Below are 19,597 nucleotides of genomic sequence, written 5' to 3' on the forward strand. Positions count from 1 at the left end.
CCCGTGCCGGAAACGTGGGAACCTGGAACGACGCCGGGACGTTTGTCCCGATGTCCGACGCATGTGTCCCGACCCGAGCACGAATGAGGTGCCCGCACCGTGTCCTTCGCCCCGCCCCGACGTCCTGACGGTCCAGCCCCGTCCCGACGTCGCAGCCCGCTGCTCATCACGCTGGTGGTGCTGGCGGCCCTGGTGGTCGTGCTGCTGTTCCTGACGAACTTCTGGACCGAGGTCCTCTGGTTCACCCAGGTCGGGTACGCCAACGTGATCTGGACGCAGTGGATCACCCGCAGCGTGCTGTTCGTCGCGGCCTTCCTGATCATGGCGGCCGCCGTCTACAGCTCCTTCGCCGTCGGGTACCGCACGCGGCCGATCTACGCGCCGTCGACGCCGGAGCAGGCGACGCTCGACCAGTACCGCGAGGCCGTCGAGCCGCTGCGCAAGGTCGTCACCTACGCGGGTCCGGTGCTCATCGGGTTCTTCGCCGGCGTGGCGGCGTCCGCCCAGTGGGAGACCGTCCTGCTGGCCCTCAACGGGCAGCCGTTCGGGACCGCCGACCCGGAGTTCGGCCTCGACGTCGGCTTCTACGTCTTCATGCTGCCCGTGCTGCGGTTCGTCGTCAGCTTCCTCATGGCGGTCCTGGTCATCTCGACCATCGCCGCCGTGGTCACCCACTACCTCTACGGTGGCGTCCGCCTGGGCCCGATCGCCGACGGCGCGTCGCGGACCACGACGGCGGCGCGGGTGCACCTCGCGGTGCTGGGCACGCTGATCATGCTGCTCGTCGCGACGAACTACTGGCTCGACCGGTACTCCATCCTGACGAGCCAGCACGAGCGGTTCGACGGCGCCAACTACACCGACGTGCACGCCGTCATCCCGTCGAAGGAGATCCTCACCGGCGTGGCCGTCCTGGTCGCGATCCTCTTCGTGGTCGCCGCCTTCCGCGACACCTGGCGGCTGCCGGCCATCGGCGTCGGGCTCATGGTCGTCTCCGCGATCGCCATCGGCGCGATCTACCCGGCCGTCGTGCAGCGCTTCCAGGTCGACCCGAACGCCCAGTCGCTCGAGGCGCCGTACATCCAGCGCAACATCGACGCCACGCTCGACGCGTTCGACATCGCCGAGGTGGAGTCCCAGCAGTACGACGCCACCACGGTGGCGGAGGCCGGGCAGCTGCGCGACGACGCGGGCACGACGACCCAGGTGCGGCTCCTCGACCCGCAGGTCGTCAGCCCGTCCTTCCGGCAGCTGCAGCAGAACAAGCAGTACTACAACTTCACCGACAACCTGGCGGTGGACCGCTACGAGATCGACGGCGAGTCACGCGACACCGTGATCGCCGTGCGCGAGCTGAACCTCAGCGGCCTGGCGGACCGGAACTGGACGAACGACCGCACGGTCTTCACCCACGGCTTCGGCGTCGTCGCGGCCTACGGCAACCAGCCCGGCCCGGACGGGCAGCCGGCCTTCTTCGAGGGCGGGATCCCCACGCAGGGCGCGCTGACCGACATGTTCCCCGGCGGGTACGAGCCGCGGATCTACTTCAGCCCCGAGGCGCCGCCGTACTCCATCGTCGGAGCGCCCGAGGGCACCGACCCGTGGGAGCTCGACTACCAGGCGGACGCCGAGGGCGGGCAGCAGGAGCTGTACAGCTTCCCGACGGACGAGGTGTCGGCCGGTCCGGAGATCAGCACGTTCCTGCAGCGGCTGCTCTACGCGCTGCGGTTCGGCGACGAGGAGATCTTCTTCTCCGACCGTGTCACCGAGGTCTCCCAGATCCTCTACGACCGCGACCCGCAGGAGCGGGTGTCGAAGGTGGCCCCCTGGCTGACCCTGGACAACAAGGTCTACCCGGCGGTCGTCGACGGCCGCGTCAAGTGGGTCATCGACGCCTACACCACGTCGGACGCCTACCCGTACTCGGCGAGCAACCAGATGCAGGAGGCGACGACGGACTCCCTGACCGCCGCCGCCCAGGGTCTGCCGGTCGAGGCCCCGCCGGAGGTCAACTACATCCGCAACTCCGTCAAGGCCACCGTGGACGCCTACGACGGGTCGGTCACCCTGTACGCCTGGGACGACGAGGACCCGCTGCTGCAGGCCTGGAACGACGTGTTCCCGGACTCGGTGCGCCCGATCTCCGAGATGTCCGGCAGCCTCATGTCGCACGTGCGCTACCCGGAGGACCTGTTCAAGGTGCAGCGCACGCTGCTCGAGCGCTACCACGTCACCGAGGCGCAGCAGTTCTTCGCCGGTTCCGACGAGTGGCGCACCCCGGACGACCCGGTCGGCAGCGACGACGCCCTGATGTCGAAGCAGCCGCCGTACTACCTCACCCTGCAGATGCCGGGCGAGGACGACGCGGCCTTCTCGCTGACGAGCACGTTCATCCCGGGTGGTTTCACCGACCGGGAGATCCTCACCGGCTACCTGGCGGCCGAGGCCGACGCGGGGTCGGAGGACGGCGAGATCGCCGAGGGGTACGGCACGCTCCGGCTGCTCGAGCTCCCTCGCGACGCGACGGTCCCGGGCCCCGGGCAGGTACAGAACAACTTCAACTCGAACCCGACGATCTCCGAGCAGCTCAACATCCTGGGCCGTGGTGACTCCGAGGTCGTGCGCGGCAACCAGCTGACGCTGCCCGTCGGCGGCGGCCTGCTGTACGTCCAGCCGGTCTACATCCAGTCCGGGTCGGGCACCCAGTTCCCACTGCTGCGTCGCGTGCTGGTCGCCTTCGGCGACCAGACCGGGTACGCCGAGACCCTGGACGAGGCTCTCGACCAGGTCTTCGGGGGAGACTCCGGTGCGGAGGCCGGTGACGCGGACGAGGCCGAGACCGAGGTGCCCACCGACCAGGTGGACCCGGAGACCGGTGAGCCGATCGAGCCGTCCCCGGAGCCCACCGAGGCCGAGCCGACCCAGGAGCCGACGCCGTCGCCGACGGAGACCACCGAGGAGACCCAGGCGCCGCCGGCCGGCGACGCCCAGGCCCGGCTGGACGCCGCGCTGCAGGACGCCAACGAGGCGTTGAACGACAGCAACGAGGCGTTGCAGAACGGCGACTGGACCGCCTACGGCGAGGCCCAGGAGCGTCTGCAGACCGCGCTGGAGGAGGCCCTGGCCGCCGAGGGCGAGCTGAACCCCTGAGCCGGTCGGTCCGGGCAGAGGGACGTGCGGTGTGACCTGCGTCCCATCTGCCCGGACCGATTGGACGGGGCCGGATTCCGTGTCCTAGAGTTAAGGACATCGCCGCGGGGTGGAGCAGTTCGGTAGCTCGCTGGGCTCATAACCCAGAGGTCGCAGGTTCAAATCCTGCCCCCGCTACCAAGGAAGTATCCCGGCAGAGGCCCTCCCGATCGAGAGATCGGGAGGGCCTTTGTCGTTCCCGGGTCTTGGTGCGGCGTGGCTGGTCGTCGCGGGCGAGGTCGATGGGGAGCTCGCGCAGGATCTCGCCGGTGGCGGCGTCGATGACCTGCACGTCGTGGTCGTGGTCGTGGATCAGGAGCAGGCCGTGGGTTCCGGCGTGGGGCCGTCCGAATCCGTTCACCGGCATCGCGCAGGTTCTCGCGTGGACGGCTGGACGCCGTTACCTATGCGCATTAGGATAAAACCATCAGAGCATAGGAGGGGGGCGGAATGCCTCGTCAAGGACTGACCACCGGTCGCGTCACAGCGGCCGCGGCCGATCTCGCCGACGAGGTGGGCCTGGAGCAGGTCACCCTCACGGCGTTGGCCAAGCACTTCGAGGTCGCGACCCCCAGTCTCTACACCCACGTCCGCAGCCAGGCCGACGTTCGCACCGGTGTCGCGCTGCTCGCGCTGGCGGAGACCGCCGACTTGGTCGCCGCGGCCATCGCCGGGGTGAGCGGACGTGCTGCACTGGCAGCCCTCGGCGGCGTGTGGCGGACCTATGCCGTCGAGCACCCCGGGCGCTACGCCGCGTCCCGGTTGCCGCTCGACGCCGAGACGGCCGCGGCGAGCGCCGGGCCGCGGCACGCGGACCTGTCGCGGGCCGCGCTCCGCGGTTACCGGCTGTCCAGTGCCGACGAGGTTCACGCCGTGCGCTTCCTCGGCGCCACGTTCCACGGCTACGCGGCCCTCGACGCCGCCGGAGCCTTCGGCCACGGTGCGGCCGACGCACCTGCGTCCGACGAGTCCTGGGAGCGCGTCCTGGACGGGCTCGACGCCATCTTGAGATTCTGGGAGGCCCGATGATCGACCCGTTGCTCATCCACGGAGCGCTGGAGCTCGAGCGCACCGACCGCGGACTGCTGCCCCATCGGCTACCGGCCTGGGCGCGGGCGCAGTCCGACGATCCGCAGCTCCACCACGCCGCAGGACAACCCGCGGGTGTCCGCCTCGCGATCCGCACCGCGGCCACTCGGCTGGAGCTCGACGTGCTTCCGACCAAGCGGCGCTACGTCGGGGCGCCCTCGCGACCCGACGGCTGGTACGACGTGCTGGTCGGGGGCGAGCTGGTCGAGCGCCACCAGGCGCCGGGCGGCAACGTGCTCCACGTGGACATGATGACCGGCGCCAGCACGTTCGACGCCGGCGAGCCGACGACCCTCGTGCTCACCCTCCCGGGTGGCGACAGCGAGGTGGAGGTCTGGCTGCCGCACGACGAGCAGACCGAGCTCCTCGCCCTCCGCGCCGACGCCCCGGTCGCGCCGCTCGAGGACGACCGCCCGCGCTGGGTCCACCACGGCAGCTCGATCAGCCACGGTTCGCTCGCCACCTACCCCACCGAGCCGTGGCCGGTCGTCGCCGCCCGCCTTGCCCAGGTCGACCTCACCAACCTGGGTCTCGGCGGCAGCGCTCTGCTGGATCCGTTCGTCGCCCGGACGATGCGTGACACGCCGGCCGACGTCATCAGCGTCAAGGTCGGCATCAACCTCGTCAACCAGGACCTGGTGCGCCGGCGCGCTCTGGGACCCGCAGTCCACGGTTGGCTCGACACGATCCGCGACGGGCACCCCGAGACGCCCCTGGTGATCGTTTCACCCATCCACTGCGGAATCCACGAAGCAGTTCCCGGACCGACGGGAGTCGACACGGCCGCCTTCACCGAGGGGCGGCTGGCCTTCCGGGCGGAGGGAGACCCGCAAGGAGCAGCTCGCGGGGCACTGACCCTGCAGGCGGTTCGCGAGGTGCTCGCCGACGTCGTCGAGCGTCGCGGCGACCCGCACCTGTCCTACGTCGACGGGCTGACCCTGTACGGCCCCGAGGACGCCGAGCGGCTGCCGCTGCCCGACAACCTCCACCCCGATGCCGCCACCCATCGACTCATCGGTGAGCGGTTCGCTGCGGTGGTGGCGCCGCGGGCCGGGCAGGCCGGCCGGGCTGGACACACCGTGGGTGGATCGATCATCAGCCCTGAGGAGAGTGCCTGCCGATGATCGAGATCTTGACGCCTGCCCAGGTCGACCGTGCCCGGGTGACCGGAGCCCTGGTGGCGGACATCCTGCAGACCCTGAGGCGCAGGGCCGTGGTCGGCACGAACCTCCTGGACCTCGACGGATGGGCTCGGGACCTGATCCGCGACGCCGGGGCGCAGTCCTGCTACGTCGACTATGCGCCGTCCTTCGGGCGGGGGCCGTTCGGTCACTACGTCTGCACGGCGGTCAACGATGCCGTCCTCCACGGGCGCCCTCGCGACTACCGGCTGGCCGACGGTGACCTGGTCACTCTCGATCTGGCCGTCCTCAAGGACGGCGTGGCCGCCGACTCGGCCATCAGCTTCGTCGTCGGCGATCGACGGTCTCCGCAGAGCGTCGCCCTCATCGAAGCGACCGAACGCGCCCTGGCGGCCGGCATCGCCGCTGCCGGACCCGGGGCTCGCATCGGCGACCTCTCGCATGCCATCGGCGCGGTGCTGAGCGCTGCGGGCTACCCGATCAACACCGAGTTCGGCGGGCACGGCATCGGGAGCACGATGCACCAGGACCCGCACGTCGCCAACGCGGGACGTCCCGGCCGGGGATACCGGTTGCGACCCGGGTTGCTCCTCGCCCTGGAGCCGTGGGTCATGGCAGACACCGACGAGCTCGCCCTGGACGCCGACGGGTGGACGCTGCGCAGCGCGACCGGCTGTCGCACAGCGCACAGCGAGCACACGATCGCCATCACCGACGACGGTGCGGAGATACTCACCCTGCCGACGGGCCGCCTGCGCTGACCACGTCGGGTTGCCCGGGGCTGCTGCCCGCCTCGGACGGGTGTGCGACGCAGCGCCCGCCCAGGTCGCTTCCCCGCAGGACCCGTTCCGATCGAGCGCGACGGAGCCGGCGCCCGTCCCGGGCGGTGTTCCCGTCCCGGGCCGGGCGCCGGCTCCGTCGTGTCGCGACCGGTGTCAGGCGGCCGGCAGGGTGACCCGGATCGCGCGCACGGCCCCCGTACGGCGGAAGACCTCGGCGCTGACCTCGGCCGGGATCGCGGCCCCGGAGACGGCCTGCTCCACCCCGTCGGAGCCCTCGACGGTCACCTCGAGGTCGGCGCCCCGCCGGTAGACGACCGGGACCTGGCAGAACGTGAACGCGAGGCTCGAGGCGGGCAGCTCGACGGCCTGCTCGGTCCCGCCGACGTCGACATACCGGAACGTCGTCGGCTCCGCGGTCCACTCCTCGGTACGGAGCAGGACGGGGCGGAACACGATCCGGCCCTCCTCCACCCGCAGGCCGAGCTCACCCATGCGGGTGAGGACCTCTTCCTTGACCTGGCCCGTCATCCCGGGCTGCTGCGCCCCGCGACCCTTCGGCGTGTGGGAGTAGGGGTCGACCGGGAAGGCGCCGTAGACCTCGGGCGGCTTGCAGTAGCCGAGCCCCTGGCGAACGTCCTCGTACCGGGCCCGGAGCTCGTCGACGACGGCTGCGTCGGCGCCCTCGGCCACGGCACGCTCGAGGTTCTCCTGCACCGCGAGCAGCAGCTTGGACACCATGTGCCAGTAGATGCTGCCGAGGCCCTCGTAGGCGAAGAAGGACCCGGACCGACCGGTGAACTCCGCGTGCCGGAAGACCTCCTCGAAGACGGAGAGCAGCGCCTCCCGGCCGGTCGCCACCGCCTCGTCGAGCGCGCCGTCCGTCTCCGGACCCTCGAGGGCGTCGAGCGCCGCGTCGACGTCCCGGGCGTTGTGGATCCCCGGGGCGAAGCGGTAGTCACCACCCGCGTCCTGCAGGACGATCGACCGGTCCCCGGCGCGCACCAGGGCGTCGATCAGGGGGGCCTGGGCGGCCTGCGCGGGCGTGACCCGGTTCTTGTCCAGGAACCCGGGGAGGTCGCGGTCCGGGTACAGCAGGTAGCTGTGCTGGTCGGCGCGGTACAGCGCGCTCTCGCGCATCGCCCGCAGCACGTCGAGCGACTCGGCGGGCGTCAGGAACCCCGAGGACAGGATCGCGACCTGTCCCTCGAGCATCTCCTGCAGCCGGTTGATCGTGACGCGGCCCTGCCCCAGGTCGAGCGTGTTGTACGAGTGGTAGAGCCCGTCGGCACGGCGGTTCGCCCGCAGGCCCGAGTCGACGTACGCGAGCACGGTGTCGACCACCTCGCGCACCTCGTCCGCCCCGACCACGGTGCGCTCACCGGTGAGCCCGGCGTAGACACGCTCGCGATAGGCCGTCCCGGCCGCGCCCAGGGCGTCGACCACGCGTCGCCGCTCGACGTCGTCGAAGCCGCCGACGGTGCCGGAGAGGTGCCGGCTGAGGACGTCGCCGACCTCCCTGAGCAGCTCCCGGACCTCGACGCCGACGGTCAGCTCCTCGTCCAGCAGGTCGCGCACGGTGCCCAGGTAGCGACGCAGGTACGCGAGGGTCACGACGGACAGTCCGCGCCCGACGAGCGCGTTGTTCGCGTCGTTCCACTCGGGCCGCTGCGTGTTCATCCAGATGCCGCCCTCGGGCACCAGGTTCACGACCTTCGCCAGGGTGAGCACGAGCAGCTTCTCGGCCAGGGTGACGTGCAGCAGGTTCCCGTCGGGGCCGTGCACGAGCTTGCCGTCCGCGCCCTCCACCTCGACACGGCGCGCGATCGCGGCCGCGGCCTCGGTGTCGAAGGTGATCGTCGCGTAGGGGTTCTCGACGGTGTCGGCGTAGGACGCGATCCGGTACGGCACGTCGGCGTGCGTGAAGACCGCACGGTTCACCAGGTGCCGCACGCTCCCGGGGTGGAAGCGCTCGGACGTCTCGAGCAGCTTGACGAGGTAGACCAGCTGGTGGTCGCTCCAGTACCCGATGTTGGACCACGGGTTGTCCGGCTCGGGGACCTCCCAGTCGATCCCTCCGCGGGAGATCCGGTACGGGTTGTACCCGTCGGCGGTCGTGGCGTCGAGGAAGACGGCGACCATCGACTCGACGTACTCGGGGAAGGACCACGCCAGCGCCTCCCAGTTCTGGAAGATGTCGCGCCAGTTGCCCTGGTGGTCCAGCAGGGGTTCACCGTCGGCGTCCCGCAGCGAGATCTGGAACTTGTTCCACGGCCGGCTCGGGTCGCCGTGGCGACGGCCGAAGGTCAGCGGCAGGTACTCGGTGCACAGGCGCCAGAGGTCGGCGTCCCCGCTCTCCTCGGCCGCGGCCATCAGCTCCTCGTGGGACAGGGTCGCGGGCAGCGACGTGAGCACCTCGGCGCAGCGCTCGGCGACGAGGGGGCTCCGGGTGCGGACGAAGGCCCGGACGTCGCCCCCGCGGAGCTGGTAGCCGCCCGCCGGGACGCCTCCGCGCATCGTGTTGAACAGGACGTTGGCACCGTGGTGGGCGGTGGCCAGCTCGTCGCCGGTCAGCTGCGCCGCGTCGGTGGCCGCGAGCAGGTCCTCCAGCCCGCGACGGGTCGCCTCGACGTCCTCGTCGAGTCGCGCCGCGAGCGCCGTGGGGTCGGCCAGCTCGTCACGCAGGGCCACGACGTCCGGTGCGGACCGCGAGACGTCGGCCACGACGCGCCAGGTCCGCTGCGCCCCGGGGTCCAGCACCAGACGGGTGCGGACGAGGTAGGCGCCCCGGCCGCCCCGCACGTCCAGCTCCTTGGTCAGCGCCTCGCCCGCCTGCGCCGCGTCGAGCTGCCGCTCGGACAGCAGGTGCTCGACCTGCTCGAGGCCCACCTGCCAGGCGACCGAGGCCTGCAGGGACTCGCTCGCCTCGGCGAGGTCGGTCAGGGCGGAGTTGAGGTAGTAGATGCCGAGGCCGCCCGGGGCGAGCTCGGCCCGCTTGTAGGCGTCCAGCAGGATGCTCAGCTCGTTCTGGACCTGGGCGGTGGTGCCGGCGGGCAGGAGGTTGCGGAACCCGTCCACGACCTCGAGGTCGACCGGGCGCTCGGCGAGGGACGTGATCTGGCAGCTGCGCACCACCCCGTACCGTGCGCTGGTCTGCCACACGACGCGCAGGCGCAGTCCGAGGTCGGTCCGGGTCTCCTCGAAGACGACGCTGGTGCCGAGGAAGTCCTTGTAGAGGCTGCGGTCGACGGCCGGGTCGCCCGGTCGCGTCTCGGCGAAAGGCTGCCAGGACACGACGTCGCCGTCCTCGCGGTGCACCCGGACCGTGGTGAGTCCGCCCGTGCGACCCGCCCCCTCGGCGACCTTGTCCTCGGTGTAGTACGGGAAGATCGCGTGGTCGGCGTCACGGCGGCCCGCGGTCAGTCCTCCGGTGCTCGAGATGAACATCCACAGGTCGCTCGCCCCGGCGATGGTCATCAGGAAGGGCGGCATCTGGTCGTACGACGTGATCGCGTAGTAGCGACGGTCGTCGAGACCGAGGTGCGAGCCGTCGACGACGGCGTGGCCGACGAGCCGTTCGGAGGTGGGCCCGGTCGTGGTCATGCGCTGCTCCTTGCGGTTGTGGTGCGGGGCGGACCGGTGTGCGGGAGCGCTCCCACACCGCTGGTTCGCCCAGTGCTGGCATCAGAGGGGAGCGCGCGGGGACGCGCGCTCGAGAGCTCCCTGACGCGGGGGGACGCGGCGTCGTCGATGCCGCGAGTAGGGGTGCCGGGATCGGTCGTGTCCGCGGCGCGGAGGTGCGGAGCCGCGGGCGCGTTCCCGTGCTCCGTCGGGTCGGGGTCGCCGACCGGGGAACCGGCGTGGGGGACGACCACCGCAGGCATCCTGCCCATCGCCACCTCCACTGCTCGCGGCCGGAAGGTTCGCAAGGTGCGAGGGGCCGTCGCCGGTCGAGCACACAGGAAATTACCGTCCCCGGATTGCTCGTGCAAGAACGTCCCGGGGGACGTCGGACGGGCGAGCCGGGCACGACCCGGCGGGTCCTGCCGGTCGGGGTGTCGAGCTCGCCCGGTTCCGCCCGCCTCGCCGGTCGTGCTGCGGACCTCGGCCCGTCCCGCCCAGGTGCGGACGTCGTCCCGCCGTCCCACGATGGAGGGACGAGGAGAGGAGCACGCCGTGCCACGACAGGATCCCGGCCCCAGCGTCAAGGACGAGGAGCTGTACGAGAAGCTCCGCGACGAGGGCAACAGCAAGGAGAAGGCCGCGCGGATCGCTAACGCGGCCGCGAACCGCGGTCGCGACGACGTCGGCCGCGAGGGTGGCGAGTCCCCGGCGTACGAGGACTGGACCGTCGACGAGCTGCACGAGCGCGCCGCCGAGCTGGGCATCGAGGGGCGGTCCTCGATGCGCAAGGACGAGCTGATCGAGGCTCTGCGGTCGCACTGAGACGGCCGATCCGGCCGGTTGCCCCTGGCGTGCCGTCGTCGCCGGGAGCACCATGGAGGGACAGGTTCCGTGGCTCGACGGGGAGACGGAGGCGAGGAGCATGAAGGCCTCGGTGGGGGACAGGATCATCACCGCGTCCGGCGTGGTGGGAGGTGCGGTCCGTGACGGCGTCGTCACGGAGCTCCACCACGACGACGGGTCCCCGCCCTACACGGTGAGGTGGTCGGACACGGAGGAGGAGTCCTTGGTCTATCCCGGGCCGGACTCGCTCGTGCAGCACGGCGACGCCGGGGCCGCGGACGAGACGGCCCGCCCTGCGCGCGCCGCCACCTGGACCGTCCAGCTGTCGCTGGTGGAGGCGTCGGGCAGCACGACGGCGGAGGCGGTGCTGGTGGCCGGCCCGGTCGAGCACGCCGACGTCGGCCCGTTGCGGTCCGTCGGGCACGCCCGCAAGGATCCCCACGACACGGAGATCCCGGTCATCGGCGACGAGGTGGCCGCCGGGCGTGCGCTGCGGCGTCTCGCCGACGCCCTGCTCGGGCAGGCGGAGGAGGACATCACCGCCTCCACCGGCGTGCCGGCCCACGTGCACGACTGAGCGGACGGCCGGGCGGGACCGGCCGGCGGGGGTGACCGGACGCACAGTGCCGCGCGGTGTTCCGGCCGCCGCCGCGCGCATAGGCTCGGTGCGGCTCTCGACGGTGATCCGCGCCGTCGTCCCGACCAGGAGGACCCACCCGTGCGAACCCGTCCCGTTCTTGCCGTCGCCCTCGCGCCCGCCGTGCTGCTCGGGCTGACGGCCTGCTCCACCGCCGACGACGGTGGTGCGGACGACGCAGCGAGCGCCACGCCGTCCGCGTCCGAGGCCTGCGCCGCGGGCGACCTGCCGACGCTCACCGAGGGCACCCTCACCGTCGGTGCCGGCGAGCCGTTCGAGCCGTGGTACGTCGGCGAGCCCACCAGCGGCGAGGGCTTCGAGTCGGCCCTGGTCTACGCCGTCGCCGAGGAGCTGGGGTACGCGGCCGAGGACGTCGAGTGGGAGACGGTGACGTTCGAGCAGATCATCTCCCCGGCGATCAAGCCGTTCGACCTCGCCGCCTACCAGACCACCATCACCGAGGAGCGGGCGGAGGCCGTGGACTTCTCCAGCCCGTACCTGACCAGCCACCAGGGCGTGATCGTGGCCGACGACGGTGACTACGCCGACGCCACGAGCCTCGCGGACCTGGAGGGCGCCCGCATCGGCGTCACCGCCGCGCAGACCTCGCTGGACGCCGCGGAGTCCGCCTGGGGCGACGCGGTGGAGATCACCCCCTTCAACGCCGCCGGGGACGGCATGACCGCGCTGACCTCGGGCACCATCGACGCGATGGTGATGGACGTCGACCAGGGCGTGGCGGCCTCGACGGTGTACTTCCCGGACACCCAGGTCGTGGGCACGCTGCCGGACGTCGGCGAGCCGGAGCAGCTCGGCCTCGTGCTCGACAAGGACTCGGAGCTGACCGAGTGCGTCTCGCAGGCCGTGGACGCCCTGGAGGCCGACGGCACCCTCGACGAGCTGCGCACCGAGTGGCTGAAGTCGGACGACGTCCCCGAGCTGTCCTGACCGCGCGACGGCGATGACCGGAGCGACGGACGGCCCGGCCCTGTCGGAGCGTGCCCGGGCCCGGGCGGAGTACCGCCGGGCCCAGCACCGGCGCGCCCTGCTGGTCGCCGGGACGGCGACGGCGATCGTGCTCGTCGCCGTCGTCGCGGTCGTCACCACCGCTCCCGGCTGGGAGCGGGCCCGGGAGGCGTTCTTCTCCCCGGAGCGCGCCTGGGAGGTCCTGCCCGAGGTCGCCGAGGGGCTGTGGCTCAACCTGCGGGTGTGGGTCGCGGCCTCCGTGGTGGGCCTGACCGTCGGCCTGCTGCTGGCGGTCGTGCGCACCTCCCGGCTGCCGGCGCTGTTCCCGCTGCGGGTGTTCACCGTGCTGTACGTCGACGTCTTCCGCGGGGTGCCGGTGCTGCTGGTGCTGCTGCTGGTCGGTTTCGGGCTGCCCGCCCTGCGGCTGGAGTGGCTGCCGGTGAGCGCGGCGTTCCTCGGCGGTCTGGCGATCCTCCTGACGTACACGGCGTACCTCGCCGAGATCTTCCGCGCGGGGATCGAGTCCGTGCACCCCTCCCAGGTCGCCGCCGCGCGCTCCCTCGGGCTCACCCGTGGCCAGGCGGTGCGCAAGGTCGTGCTGCCGCAGGCGGTGCGGAACGTGTCGGCGCCGGTGGCGAGCATGCTGGTGTCCCTGCAGAAGGACTCCGGCCTGATCTCGATCCTCGGGGCGGTCGACGCGATCCGGGCCGCCCAGATCGCCACCACCGGCGACTACAACTTCACCCCGTACGTGGTGGCCGGCGTGCTGTTCCTGCTGATCTCGATCCCGCTGACCCGGCTCGTCGACGCCTGGTCGGCCCGGCAGGGCTGGCGCGGCTCGCTCCGCGGCGTCAGCGGTGCGGGGGTGGTCCGGTGACCGCACCGCCGCTGCTGAGCCTGCGTGAGGTGCGCAAGTCGTTCCCCGCGGGACCGGGCCGCCGGGCCGGGCGCAGGACGGTCCTGGACGGCATCGACCTGGACGTGGGCGAGCACCAGTGCGTCGTCCTGGTGGGGTCCTCGGGCTCGGGCAAGTCGACGCTGCTGCGCGTGGTCGACCTGCTCGAGGAGGTCGACGACGGTCAGGTGCTCCTCGACGGGGTCGACGTGGCCGACCCGTGGGTCGACGCCGACGCCGTCCGGGCCCGGCTCGCGATGGTCTTCCAGCAGTACAACCTGTTCCCGCACCTGTCCGTCCTGGACAACGTCACCCTGGCCCCCCGCCTCGTGCACCGCCGTCCGCGGGGCGAGGCCGAGGAGGCCGGCCGGGCGCTGCTGGCCAAGGTCGGGCTGGCGGACAAGGCGCGCGGGTACCCCGACCAGCTCTCCGGCGGGGAGCAGCAGCGCGCCGCGATCGCGCGGGCGCTGGCCGGCGGCCCGGAGCTGCTGCTGCTGGACGAGGTCACCTCGGCCCTGGACCCGGAGCTGGTCGGGGAGGTCCTGGACCTGCTGCTGGAGCTGCGCGCCGAGGGCACCACGATGCTCGTCGCGACCCACGAGATGGACTTCGCCCGCGAGGTCGCCGACGAGGTCGTGTTCCTGCACGACGGCCGGGTGCACGAGCGCGGCACGCCCGCCCAGGTCCTGGACGACCCGCAGCGGGACCGGACCCGGGAGTTCCTGCGCCGGCTGCGCTGAGCCGCGCCGGCTGCGCCGGGCCGACCGCGTGCGTATCACCCGAGGTCGCGCGACGCTCTGGAGAGGCAGTGGGGCGTCGCGCGACGCCCTCCGTCGGCGAGGGGACGTGGTGACGATGAAGCGCCTGATCCTGTGCTGCGACGGCACGTGGAACCATGCCGCCAACCAGTACGTGTCGAACATCGAGAAGATCGCCCGGGTCCTGCGCCGGGGCGCGGTCGACGACGGCGTCGTGCAGATGGTCGAGTACGTCGGCGGTGTCGGCTCGCAGGGGTACCTGTTCGACAAGGTGCTCGGTGGCGCGTTCGGGTCGGGCCTGACCCACAACGTCGTCGACGGCTACCGGTTCCTGGCCATGAACTACGACCCCGGCGACGAGATCGTGGTGCTCGGCTACTCGCGGGGCGCGTACACCGCGCGCAGCGTCGTCGGCATGGTGGGGGCGGTGGGCCTGCTGACGCGCGAGGCGCTCGTGGCCGGCCGGCTGCACGACGCCGCGGACCTCTACCGCGAGCCGGCCGACGACGACGCCGCGCGCGCCGCACGGCAGGAGCGGCGGGACAGGTTCCGGGCCGAGAACTCCCACCCGAGGGACCCGCGGGGGCCGGTGCGGTTCCTCGGAGTCTTCGACACCGTCGGCACGCTGGGCGTCCCCGGGCTGACGCGCCGCCGCTACCGGTTCCACGACGTGAAGCTCGGTGAAAGCGTCCAGGTGGCCCGCCAGGCGCTCTCGGTGGACGAACGCCGGTTGTCCTACTCGCCGTGCCTGTGGACCGTGCCGGGCGACAGCCCCGAGGGCCGGGTCCGGCAGGTGTGGTTCCCGGGCGGGCACGGCGACGTCGGCGGCGGGGGACCGCGCTCCGGGCTGTCCGACGTCGCGCTGGAGTGGATGGTGGGCGAGCTGCGCGAGGTCGGCGTCGCGATCGACGAGGACCTGTGGAAGCAGCAGGTGGCGCACCAGGAGGAGCTGGTCGTGGACGTCCGGCCCCGGGTGCTGTTCCGGCTGATCAACCGGGTCAAGCGCCTGCGGCCGGGCAGCGGGGTCGTGGACGGCCGCGAGGTGTTCCGGCACGGCCTGCGGGTGCTCGCCCGGCGTGACGGCGAGGTCTGGGGCGACGGGGTGTGCGTCGCCGAGCCGCTCGTGCGCTACGTCGCACGTGACCGGTACGCCGAGCATGCTCCGAACCTGCAGCAGTGGATCGACGACTGCGGAGGGGTGGACAAGCTGCCGGTCGTGCCCCTCGCGGCGCTGCACGAGGACGAGCGTCACCTGACGGTGCGGTGAGCGTCCCGGTCAGGAGTCGTAGGCGTCCTTGACCACGAGGACCGGCACCGAGGCGTCCAGCAGCACCCGCTGCGTCGTGGTGCCCATGAGGAACGTGCCGTGGCTGGACCGCTTGCGCGACCCCACCACGACGAGGTCGGCCCCGACCTCGTCGGCGGTGTCGAGGATGGCGTCCGCGGGTTCGGTGTCCTCGTCGCGGTAGCTGATCGCGGCGTCCGTGTCCCCGAGGATCGCGGAGAGCTCGGCCGACGGGCCGTCACCGGGATCCTGGGCGTCGAGCACGAGCACCCGCAGCGGCAGGTCGCGTCGACGCGACTCCTCCAGCGCGGTCCGGACTGCCGCCTCGCCGTGCGGGCAGGCGCGATAGGCCACGAGCACCGTCATGGGCCCACTGTGTCACACCTCGCGCCGGCCGCGTCGCAGACCCAGCTCGTAGGCCGTCAGGGCGACGAGCCAGACCGCGGTGACCGGCAGGACGAACCCGAACAGCGCGCCGCCGAACGGCTCCTGGGCGTCGTGGTCGGTCGCGGCGAGCAGCACGTAGGCCAGGTAGGCGACGTACAGGACGACCAGGAGGACGCCCTCCCAGCGCACGATCGCCTGCCCGGTGAACGCGATGGGCAGGAGCACCAGCGCGACGGCCACCATGACGGGCAGGTCGAGGTTCACGGCGGCGGGGTCGACGTCGATCCCGCCCGGGGCGATGACGGCGGTGAGACCGAGCACGGCGCCGATGTTGAAGATGTTGCTGCCCACGATGTTCCCCACGGCCATGTCCCGTTCGCCGCGCCGCACGGCGATGACGCTCGTGGCGAGCTCCGGCAACGACGTGCCGACCGCGACGACGGTCAGGCCGATCACGAGGTCGCTCACGCCGAACGCGGAGGCGATCCGGGTGGCGCCGTCCACCAGGAACCGGGCGCCGCCGACGAGCAGGGCCACCCCGACGACCACGAGGGCGACGTCGATCCCGACCGAGCGGGCGCGGGTCGTGCGCAGGCGGCCCAGGGCCCCGCCGTCCTCGTCGGCCTCCGGGACGGTGGTGACCGTCTCCGTGCGCCGGGCGACGATCGTGGTGACGGCCAGGTAGGCGGCCAGGAGACCCAGCAGGAGGACGCCGTCGGTCGTGCTGATGGTGCCGTCGAGCGCGAGCACGAGGGCGAGCACGGACATCCCGACCATCACGGGGATGTCCGTGCGCACCAGGCGGTTCGTGACCGTGAGCGGGACGACGATCGCCGCCACCCCGAGGACGAGCAGGATGTTGGCGATGTTGCTGCCCACGACGTTGCCGACCGCCAGCCCGGGGGAGCCGGACAGCGCGGAGCCGGCGCTGACGGCGAGCTCCGGGCTCGAGGTCGCGAAGGACACGACGGTCAGGCCCACCACGAGGGCGGACATCCCCAGGGTCCGCGCCAGCGACGCCGCGCCGCGGACGAGGGCCTCGCCACCCCCGACGAGCAGCACGAACCCGGCGAGCAGGAGCAGGACGCTGGTGAGGCTCACGCGACAAGGCTACGGGCGGGCCGCCACCACCGGCGGTCAGGCGGCGGCGAGCTGCTCGACCACCTGGCGCTTCGCCCGGGTGAGCATGCCGGCCATGCCGTTGAGCCGCAGGGCCGAGACCGCCCGGGTGAGGCCGAGCTGCAGCGGGAAGTCCTCGGGGACGTCCAGCACCTCACGGGTGGTCAGCCCGGACAGCCCCTGGGCCAGGATCGAGGCGAAGCCCCGGGTGGTTGGGGCCTCCTCGGGCGCGGTCGCGTAGAAGTGCACGACGTCGCCGTCGACCTCGGCGAAGGCGTGCACCGGGGACTGGCACTCCTCCACCTTCTCCAGCAGGGCGGGGGAGTCCGCGTACCGGGCGGGCAGGGGCGGCAGCTCGCGGGAGAACTCCAGCAGGAGCTGCAGCCGCTCGGACTCGGTCAGGGCCAGGAAGTCCTCCCGGATCTCGGCCAGCTGGTCGGGCAGCGCGGGGGCGTCGTCGGTCATGGGTCCATCGTCTCTCACGTCGCGTCGGGTCCGGGGTTCAGCGGGCCGGCGCCTCGCCGGGCTCCGCGCCGGCCGCGATGGGCACGCGCACGGCGTTGCCCCACTCGGTCCAGGAACCGTCGTAGTTGCGCACGTCGGGGATGCCGAGCAGGAAGTGCAGCGCGAACCAGGTGTGGCTGGACCGCTCCCCGATGCGGCAGTACGTGACGACCCGGTCGTCGTCCGTGATGCCCAGGCCGCCCTGCTGGTAGATGGCCTCCAGCTCGGCCCGCGGCTTGTAGGTGCCGTCCTCGGCCACCGCCGTGGCCCACGGGACGTTGTGAGCGGTGGGGATGTGACCGCCGCGCAGCACGCCCTCCTCCGGGTAGTCCGGGATGTGCAGCCGCTCGCCGGTGAACTCCTGCGGGGAGCGGATGTCCACGAGGGGGCCCTTGCCCAGGTGGTCGAGCACGTCCTCGCGGAAGGCGCGGAAGGTGGTGTCGTCGCGCTCGACGACCGGGTAGTCGACCGGCGTCGGGGCGGGGGCGTCGGTGGTCAGCTCGCGGCCCTCGGCCACCCAGAGGTTGCGCCCGCCGTCGAGGAGGCGGACGTCCTCGTGGCCGAACAGGGTGAACACCCAGGCCGTGTAGGCGGCCCACCAGTTGTTCTTGTCGCCGTACAGCACGATCGTGGTGTCGCGGGCGATGCCCCGGGAGCCGAGCAGGTCGGCGAAACCCGGGCCGTCCAGGTAGTCGCGCTCGACGGGCAGCAGCAGGTCGGTGTGCCAGTCGACCTTGACGGCGCCGGGGATGTGGCCGGTCTCGTAGAGCAGGACGTCCTCGTCGGACTCCACGACGACGAGGCCCGGGTCGTCCCGGTGCGCGGCCAGCCACTCGGTGGTGACGAGGCGCTCCGGGTGCGCGTACTCCTGCAGTCGCGGGGTGGGGTCGAGCGGTGCGGGCATGATCTCCTCCTGGTGCGGCGTGGTCCGGGAGCCACCCTAGGCCGCGGGCGACCAGCCCCGACACCGCGGTTCCACGATGCGGGACCAGCATGTGAGATGGCTGGTCCGTGCGCTCGGGACACCCCGGACGCGACGCCGCCCTACACTGTGGTGCACCACCGGACGACGACGTCGGAGGCTCCATGGGGCATCGACCCAGCACCCCGCACGGCGACCTCGCGCATGCGCTGTCGCCCGCCGTCCCCGTCCGGCGCGACCGGCGTTCCGTGCGCAGCGCCCACGACGCGTTCCTCGACACCGGCGCCGTGCCGCCCGGGCTCGACCCCCTCGTCGCCGCCTCCTGGCGCCGCAGCCGCTCCTGCGGCGTCGACCCCGACACGCCGCGCACCACGAGCGGGCTGTCGCCCGACGAGCTCGACGCCTACCGTGCGGCGCACCCCCTGCACGACCTCATGCCCGTCGTGCGCGACCTCGTCGTCGACGCCGCTCGCGACGACGGGCTCGTCGTGGCCGTGTCCGACGACGCGGGACGCCTGCTGTGGGTCGAGGGGGACCTGCGCACCCGCGGTGCCGCCGAGCGGGTCGGATTCGTCGCCGGTGCCGTCTGGCGCGAGGAGAACGTCGGGACCAACGCCCCGGGCACGGCGCTGGCCACCCGGCGGCCGGTGCAGGTGCTGGGGGCGGAGCACTTCTCGCGGCCGGTGCAGCAGCTCAACTGCGCGGCCGCCCCGATCCAGGATCCCGACGGCCGTGTCCTCGGGGTCCTCGACGTCACCGGTGGACGGGCCGCCGGCTCGCACGTCGCGCTGTCCCTGGTGCGCGCCACCGTCGCCAGCCTCGAGCGGGAGCTCGCGGCACGGGCCGCAGGTGCCCGGGACGCGGCCGGCGACACCCACCCCGCCCTGCGGCTGCTCGGCACGCCCGCCTGGCGGTCCCCGGACGGCGAGCGCCGGCTCTCCGGACGGCACGCCGAGATCCTCGCGCTCCTCGGCGCGCACCCGCGCGGCCTCACCGCGGAGGAGCTCGCGGTGCTGCTGCACCCCGGCGAGCTGTCCGAGGTGACGGTCCGCGCCGAGATCTCCCGGCTGCGCCGCTCGGCCGGGTCGGTGGTGACCGGGTCGCGGCCCTACCGGCTCGCCGCCCAGGTGCGCAGCGACGTCGACGCCGTCCGCGACCTGCTCGCCGCCGGTGACGTGGCCGGTGCGGTGCGGGCCTACACCGCTCCGCTGCTGCCGCGGTCCTTCGCCCCCGGCGTCGAGCGGATGCGTGACGAGCTGGCCGCCGAGATGCGCTCGGCGGTCCTGGCCGACGGCGACCCGGACGTCCTGGACGTGTGGACCCGCACGGACGACGGTGCCGAGGACGTGGAGGCCTGGCAGCAGCTCGTGGCGCGGTCCGACCAGGGCGGTCCCCGGTGGGCCCGGGCGCGTGCCCACCTCGCCGTCGTCGACGCCGGCCTGCGCTGAGCGGCGCCGA

16 protein-coding genes and 1 tRNA gene are annotated in these 19,597 nt (G+C 72.7%); 12 read left to right on the forward strand and 5 right to left on the reverse strand.

Annotation, left to right across the window (positions count from 1 at the left end):
* Window positions 1–99: 99 nt before the first annotated feature.
* The 5 genes from Q6349_RS06545 (at window position 100) to map (ending at window position 6,181) form a co-directional block, all read left to right on the forward strand.
* Window positions 100–3,150, forward strand: a complete 3,051-nt coding sequence (locus tag Q6349_RS06545; protein WP_304603391.1) for a UPF0182 family protein — start codon at window positions 100–102, stop codon at window positions 3,148–3,150.
* A gap of 103 nt (window positions 3,151–3,253) precedes the next feature.
* Window positions 3,254–3,330, forward strand: a tRNA-Met gene (locus Q6349_RS06550).
* 309 nt (window positions 3,331–3,639) lie between these two features.
* Entirely contained in the window at window positions 3,640–4,218 is a 579-nt protein-coding gene (locus Q6349_RS06555; protein WP_304603392.1) for a TetR/AcrR family transcriptional regulator, read from the forward strand.
* Window positions 4,215–5,402, forward strand: a complete 1,188-nt coding sequence (locus Q6349_RS06560) for an SGNH/GDSL hydrolase family protein (RefSeq protein WP_304603393.1) — start codon at window positions 4,215–4,217, stop codon at window positions 5,400–5,402. The genes Q6349_RS06555 and Q6349_RS06560 overlap by 4 nt, the downstream gene beginning before the upstream one ends.
* A complete protein-coding gene (map, locus tag Q6349_RS06565; protein ID WP_304603394.1) occupies window positions 5,399–6,181 on the forward strand; it encodes a type I methionyl aminopeptidase in 783 nt (260 codons plus the stop codon). The genes Q6349_RS06560 and map overlap by 4 nt, the downstream gene beginning before the upstream one ends.
* A 174-nt stretch (window positions 6,182–6,355) precedes the next feature.
* Here map and Q6349_RS06570 read toward each other — a convergent pair whose 3' ends face one another.
* On the reverse strand, window positions 6,356–9,802 hold the full coding sequence (locus Q6349_RS06570; RefSeq protein WP_304603395.1) for a hypothetical protein: 3,447 nt from the start codon (window positions 9,800–9,802) through the stop codon (window positions 6,356–6,358).
* Between the two features lie 573 nt (window positions 9,803–10,375).
* Here Q6349_RS06570 and Q6349_RS06575 point away from each other — a divergent pair.
* From Q6349_RS06575 to Q6349_RS06600, 6 genes are all read left to right on the forward strand, one after another.
* Window positions 10,376–10,645, forward strand: a complete 270-nt coding sequence (locus Q6349_RS06575; RefSeq protein WP_304603396.1) for a Rho termination factor N-terminal domain-containing protein — start codon at window positions 10,376–10,378, stop codon at window positions 10,643–10,645.
* A 100-nt stretch (window positions 10,646–10,745) separates the two neighbouring features.
* Window positions 10,746–11,243 (forward strand): dsRBD fold-containing protein, encoded by a 498-nt coding sequence (locus Q6349_RS06580; protein ID WP_171247314.1) that lies wholly within the window; start codon window positions 10,746–10,748, stop codon window positions 11,241–11,243.
* Window positions 11,244–11,384: 141 nt separating this feature from the next.
* Entirely contained in the window at window positions 11,385–12,251 is an 867-nt protein-coding gene (locus Q6349_RS06585) for a transporter substrate-binding domain-containing protein (RefSeq protein WP_304603397.1), read from the forward strand.
* Between the two features lie 13 nt (window positions 12,252–12,264).
* Window positions 12,265–13,146 (forward strand): amino acid ABC transporter permease, encoded by an 882-nt coding sequence (locus Q6349_RS06590; protein WP_304603398.1) that lies wholly within the window; start codon window positions 12,265–12,267, stop codon window positions 13,144–13,146.
* Entirely contained in the window at window positions 13,143–13,904 is a 762-nt protein-coding gene (locus tag Q6349_RS06595) for an amino acid ABC transporter ATP-binding protein (protein ID WP_304603399.1), read from the forward strand. The genes Q6349_RS06590 and Q6349_RS06595 overlap by 4 nt, the downstream gene beginning before the upstream one ends.
* A gap of 115 nt (window positions 13,905–14,019) precedes the next feature.
* A complete protein-coding gene (locus Q6349_RS06600) occupies window positions 14,020–15,189 on the forward strand; it encodes a DUF2235 domain-containing protein (protein ID WP_304603400.1) in 1,170 nt (389 codons plus the stop codon).
* 9 nt (window positions 15,190–15,198) lie between these two features.
* Here the strand turns inward: Q6349_RS06600 and Q6349_RS06605 are convergent, their stop codons facing one another.
* The 4 genes from Q6349_RS06605 to Q6349_RS06620 are packed head-to-tail and all read right to left on the reverse strand — an operon-like array spanning window position 15,199 to window position 18,121.
* Window positions 15,199–15,573, reverse strand: coding sequence for a universal stress protein (locus tag Q6349_RS06605; RefSeq protein ID WP_171247309.1), 375 nt, complete (start codon window positions 15,571–15,573; stop codon window positions 15,199–15,201).
* A 12-nt stretch (window positions 15,574–15,585) separates the two neighbouring features.
* Window positions 15,586–16,695, reverse strand: coding sequence for a calcium/sodium antiporter (locus tag Q6349_RS06610; RefSeq protein WP_304603401.1), 1,110 nt, complete (start codon window positions 16,693–16,695; stop codon window positions 15,586–15,588).
* 36 nt (window positions 16,696–16,731) lie between these two features.
* Window positions 16,732–17,178: a SufE family protein gene (locus Q6349_RS06615; protein ID WP_171247307.1), complete on the reverse strand. Its 447-nt coding sequence runs from the start codon at window positions 17,176–17,178 to the stop codon at window positions 16,732–16,734.
* 37 nt (window positions 17,179–17,215) lie between these two features.
* The gene (locus Q6349_RS06620; RefSeq protein WP_304603402.1) at window positions 17,216–18,121 is read right to left on the reverse strand and encodes a sulfurtransferase; all 906 of its coding nucleotides are present in this window, start codon (window positions 18,119–18,121) and stop codon (window positions 17,216–17,218) included.
* Between the two features lie 182 nt (window positions 18,122–18,303).
* Here Q6349_RS06620 and Q6349_RS06625 point away from each other — a divergent pair, with 182 nt between their 5' ends.
* Window positions 18,304–19,587: a GAF domain-containing protein gene (locus tag Q6349_RS06625; RefSeq protein ID WP_304603403.1), complete on the forward strand. Its 1,284-nt coding sequence runs from the start codon at window positions 18,304–18,306 to the stop codon at window positions 19,585–19,587.
* Window positions 19,588–19,597 lie beyond the last annotated feature (10 nt).

The sequence above is a fragment of the Isoptericola sp. 178 genome, assembly GCF_030586525.1.
In the GTDB taxonomy this organism is placed as follows: Bacteria; Actinomycetota; Actinomycetes; order Actinomycetales; family Cellulomonadaceae; genus Isoptericola; species Isoptericola sediminis.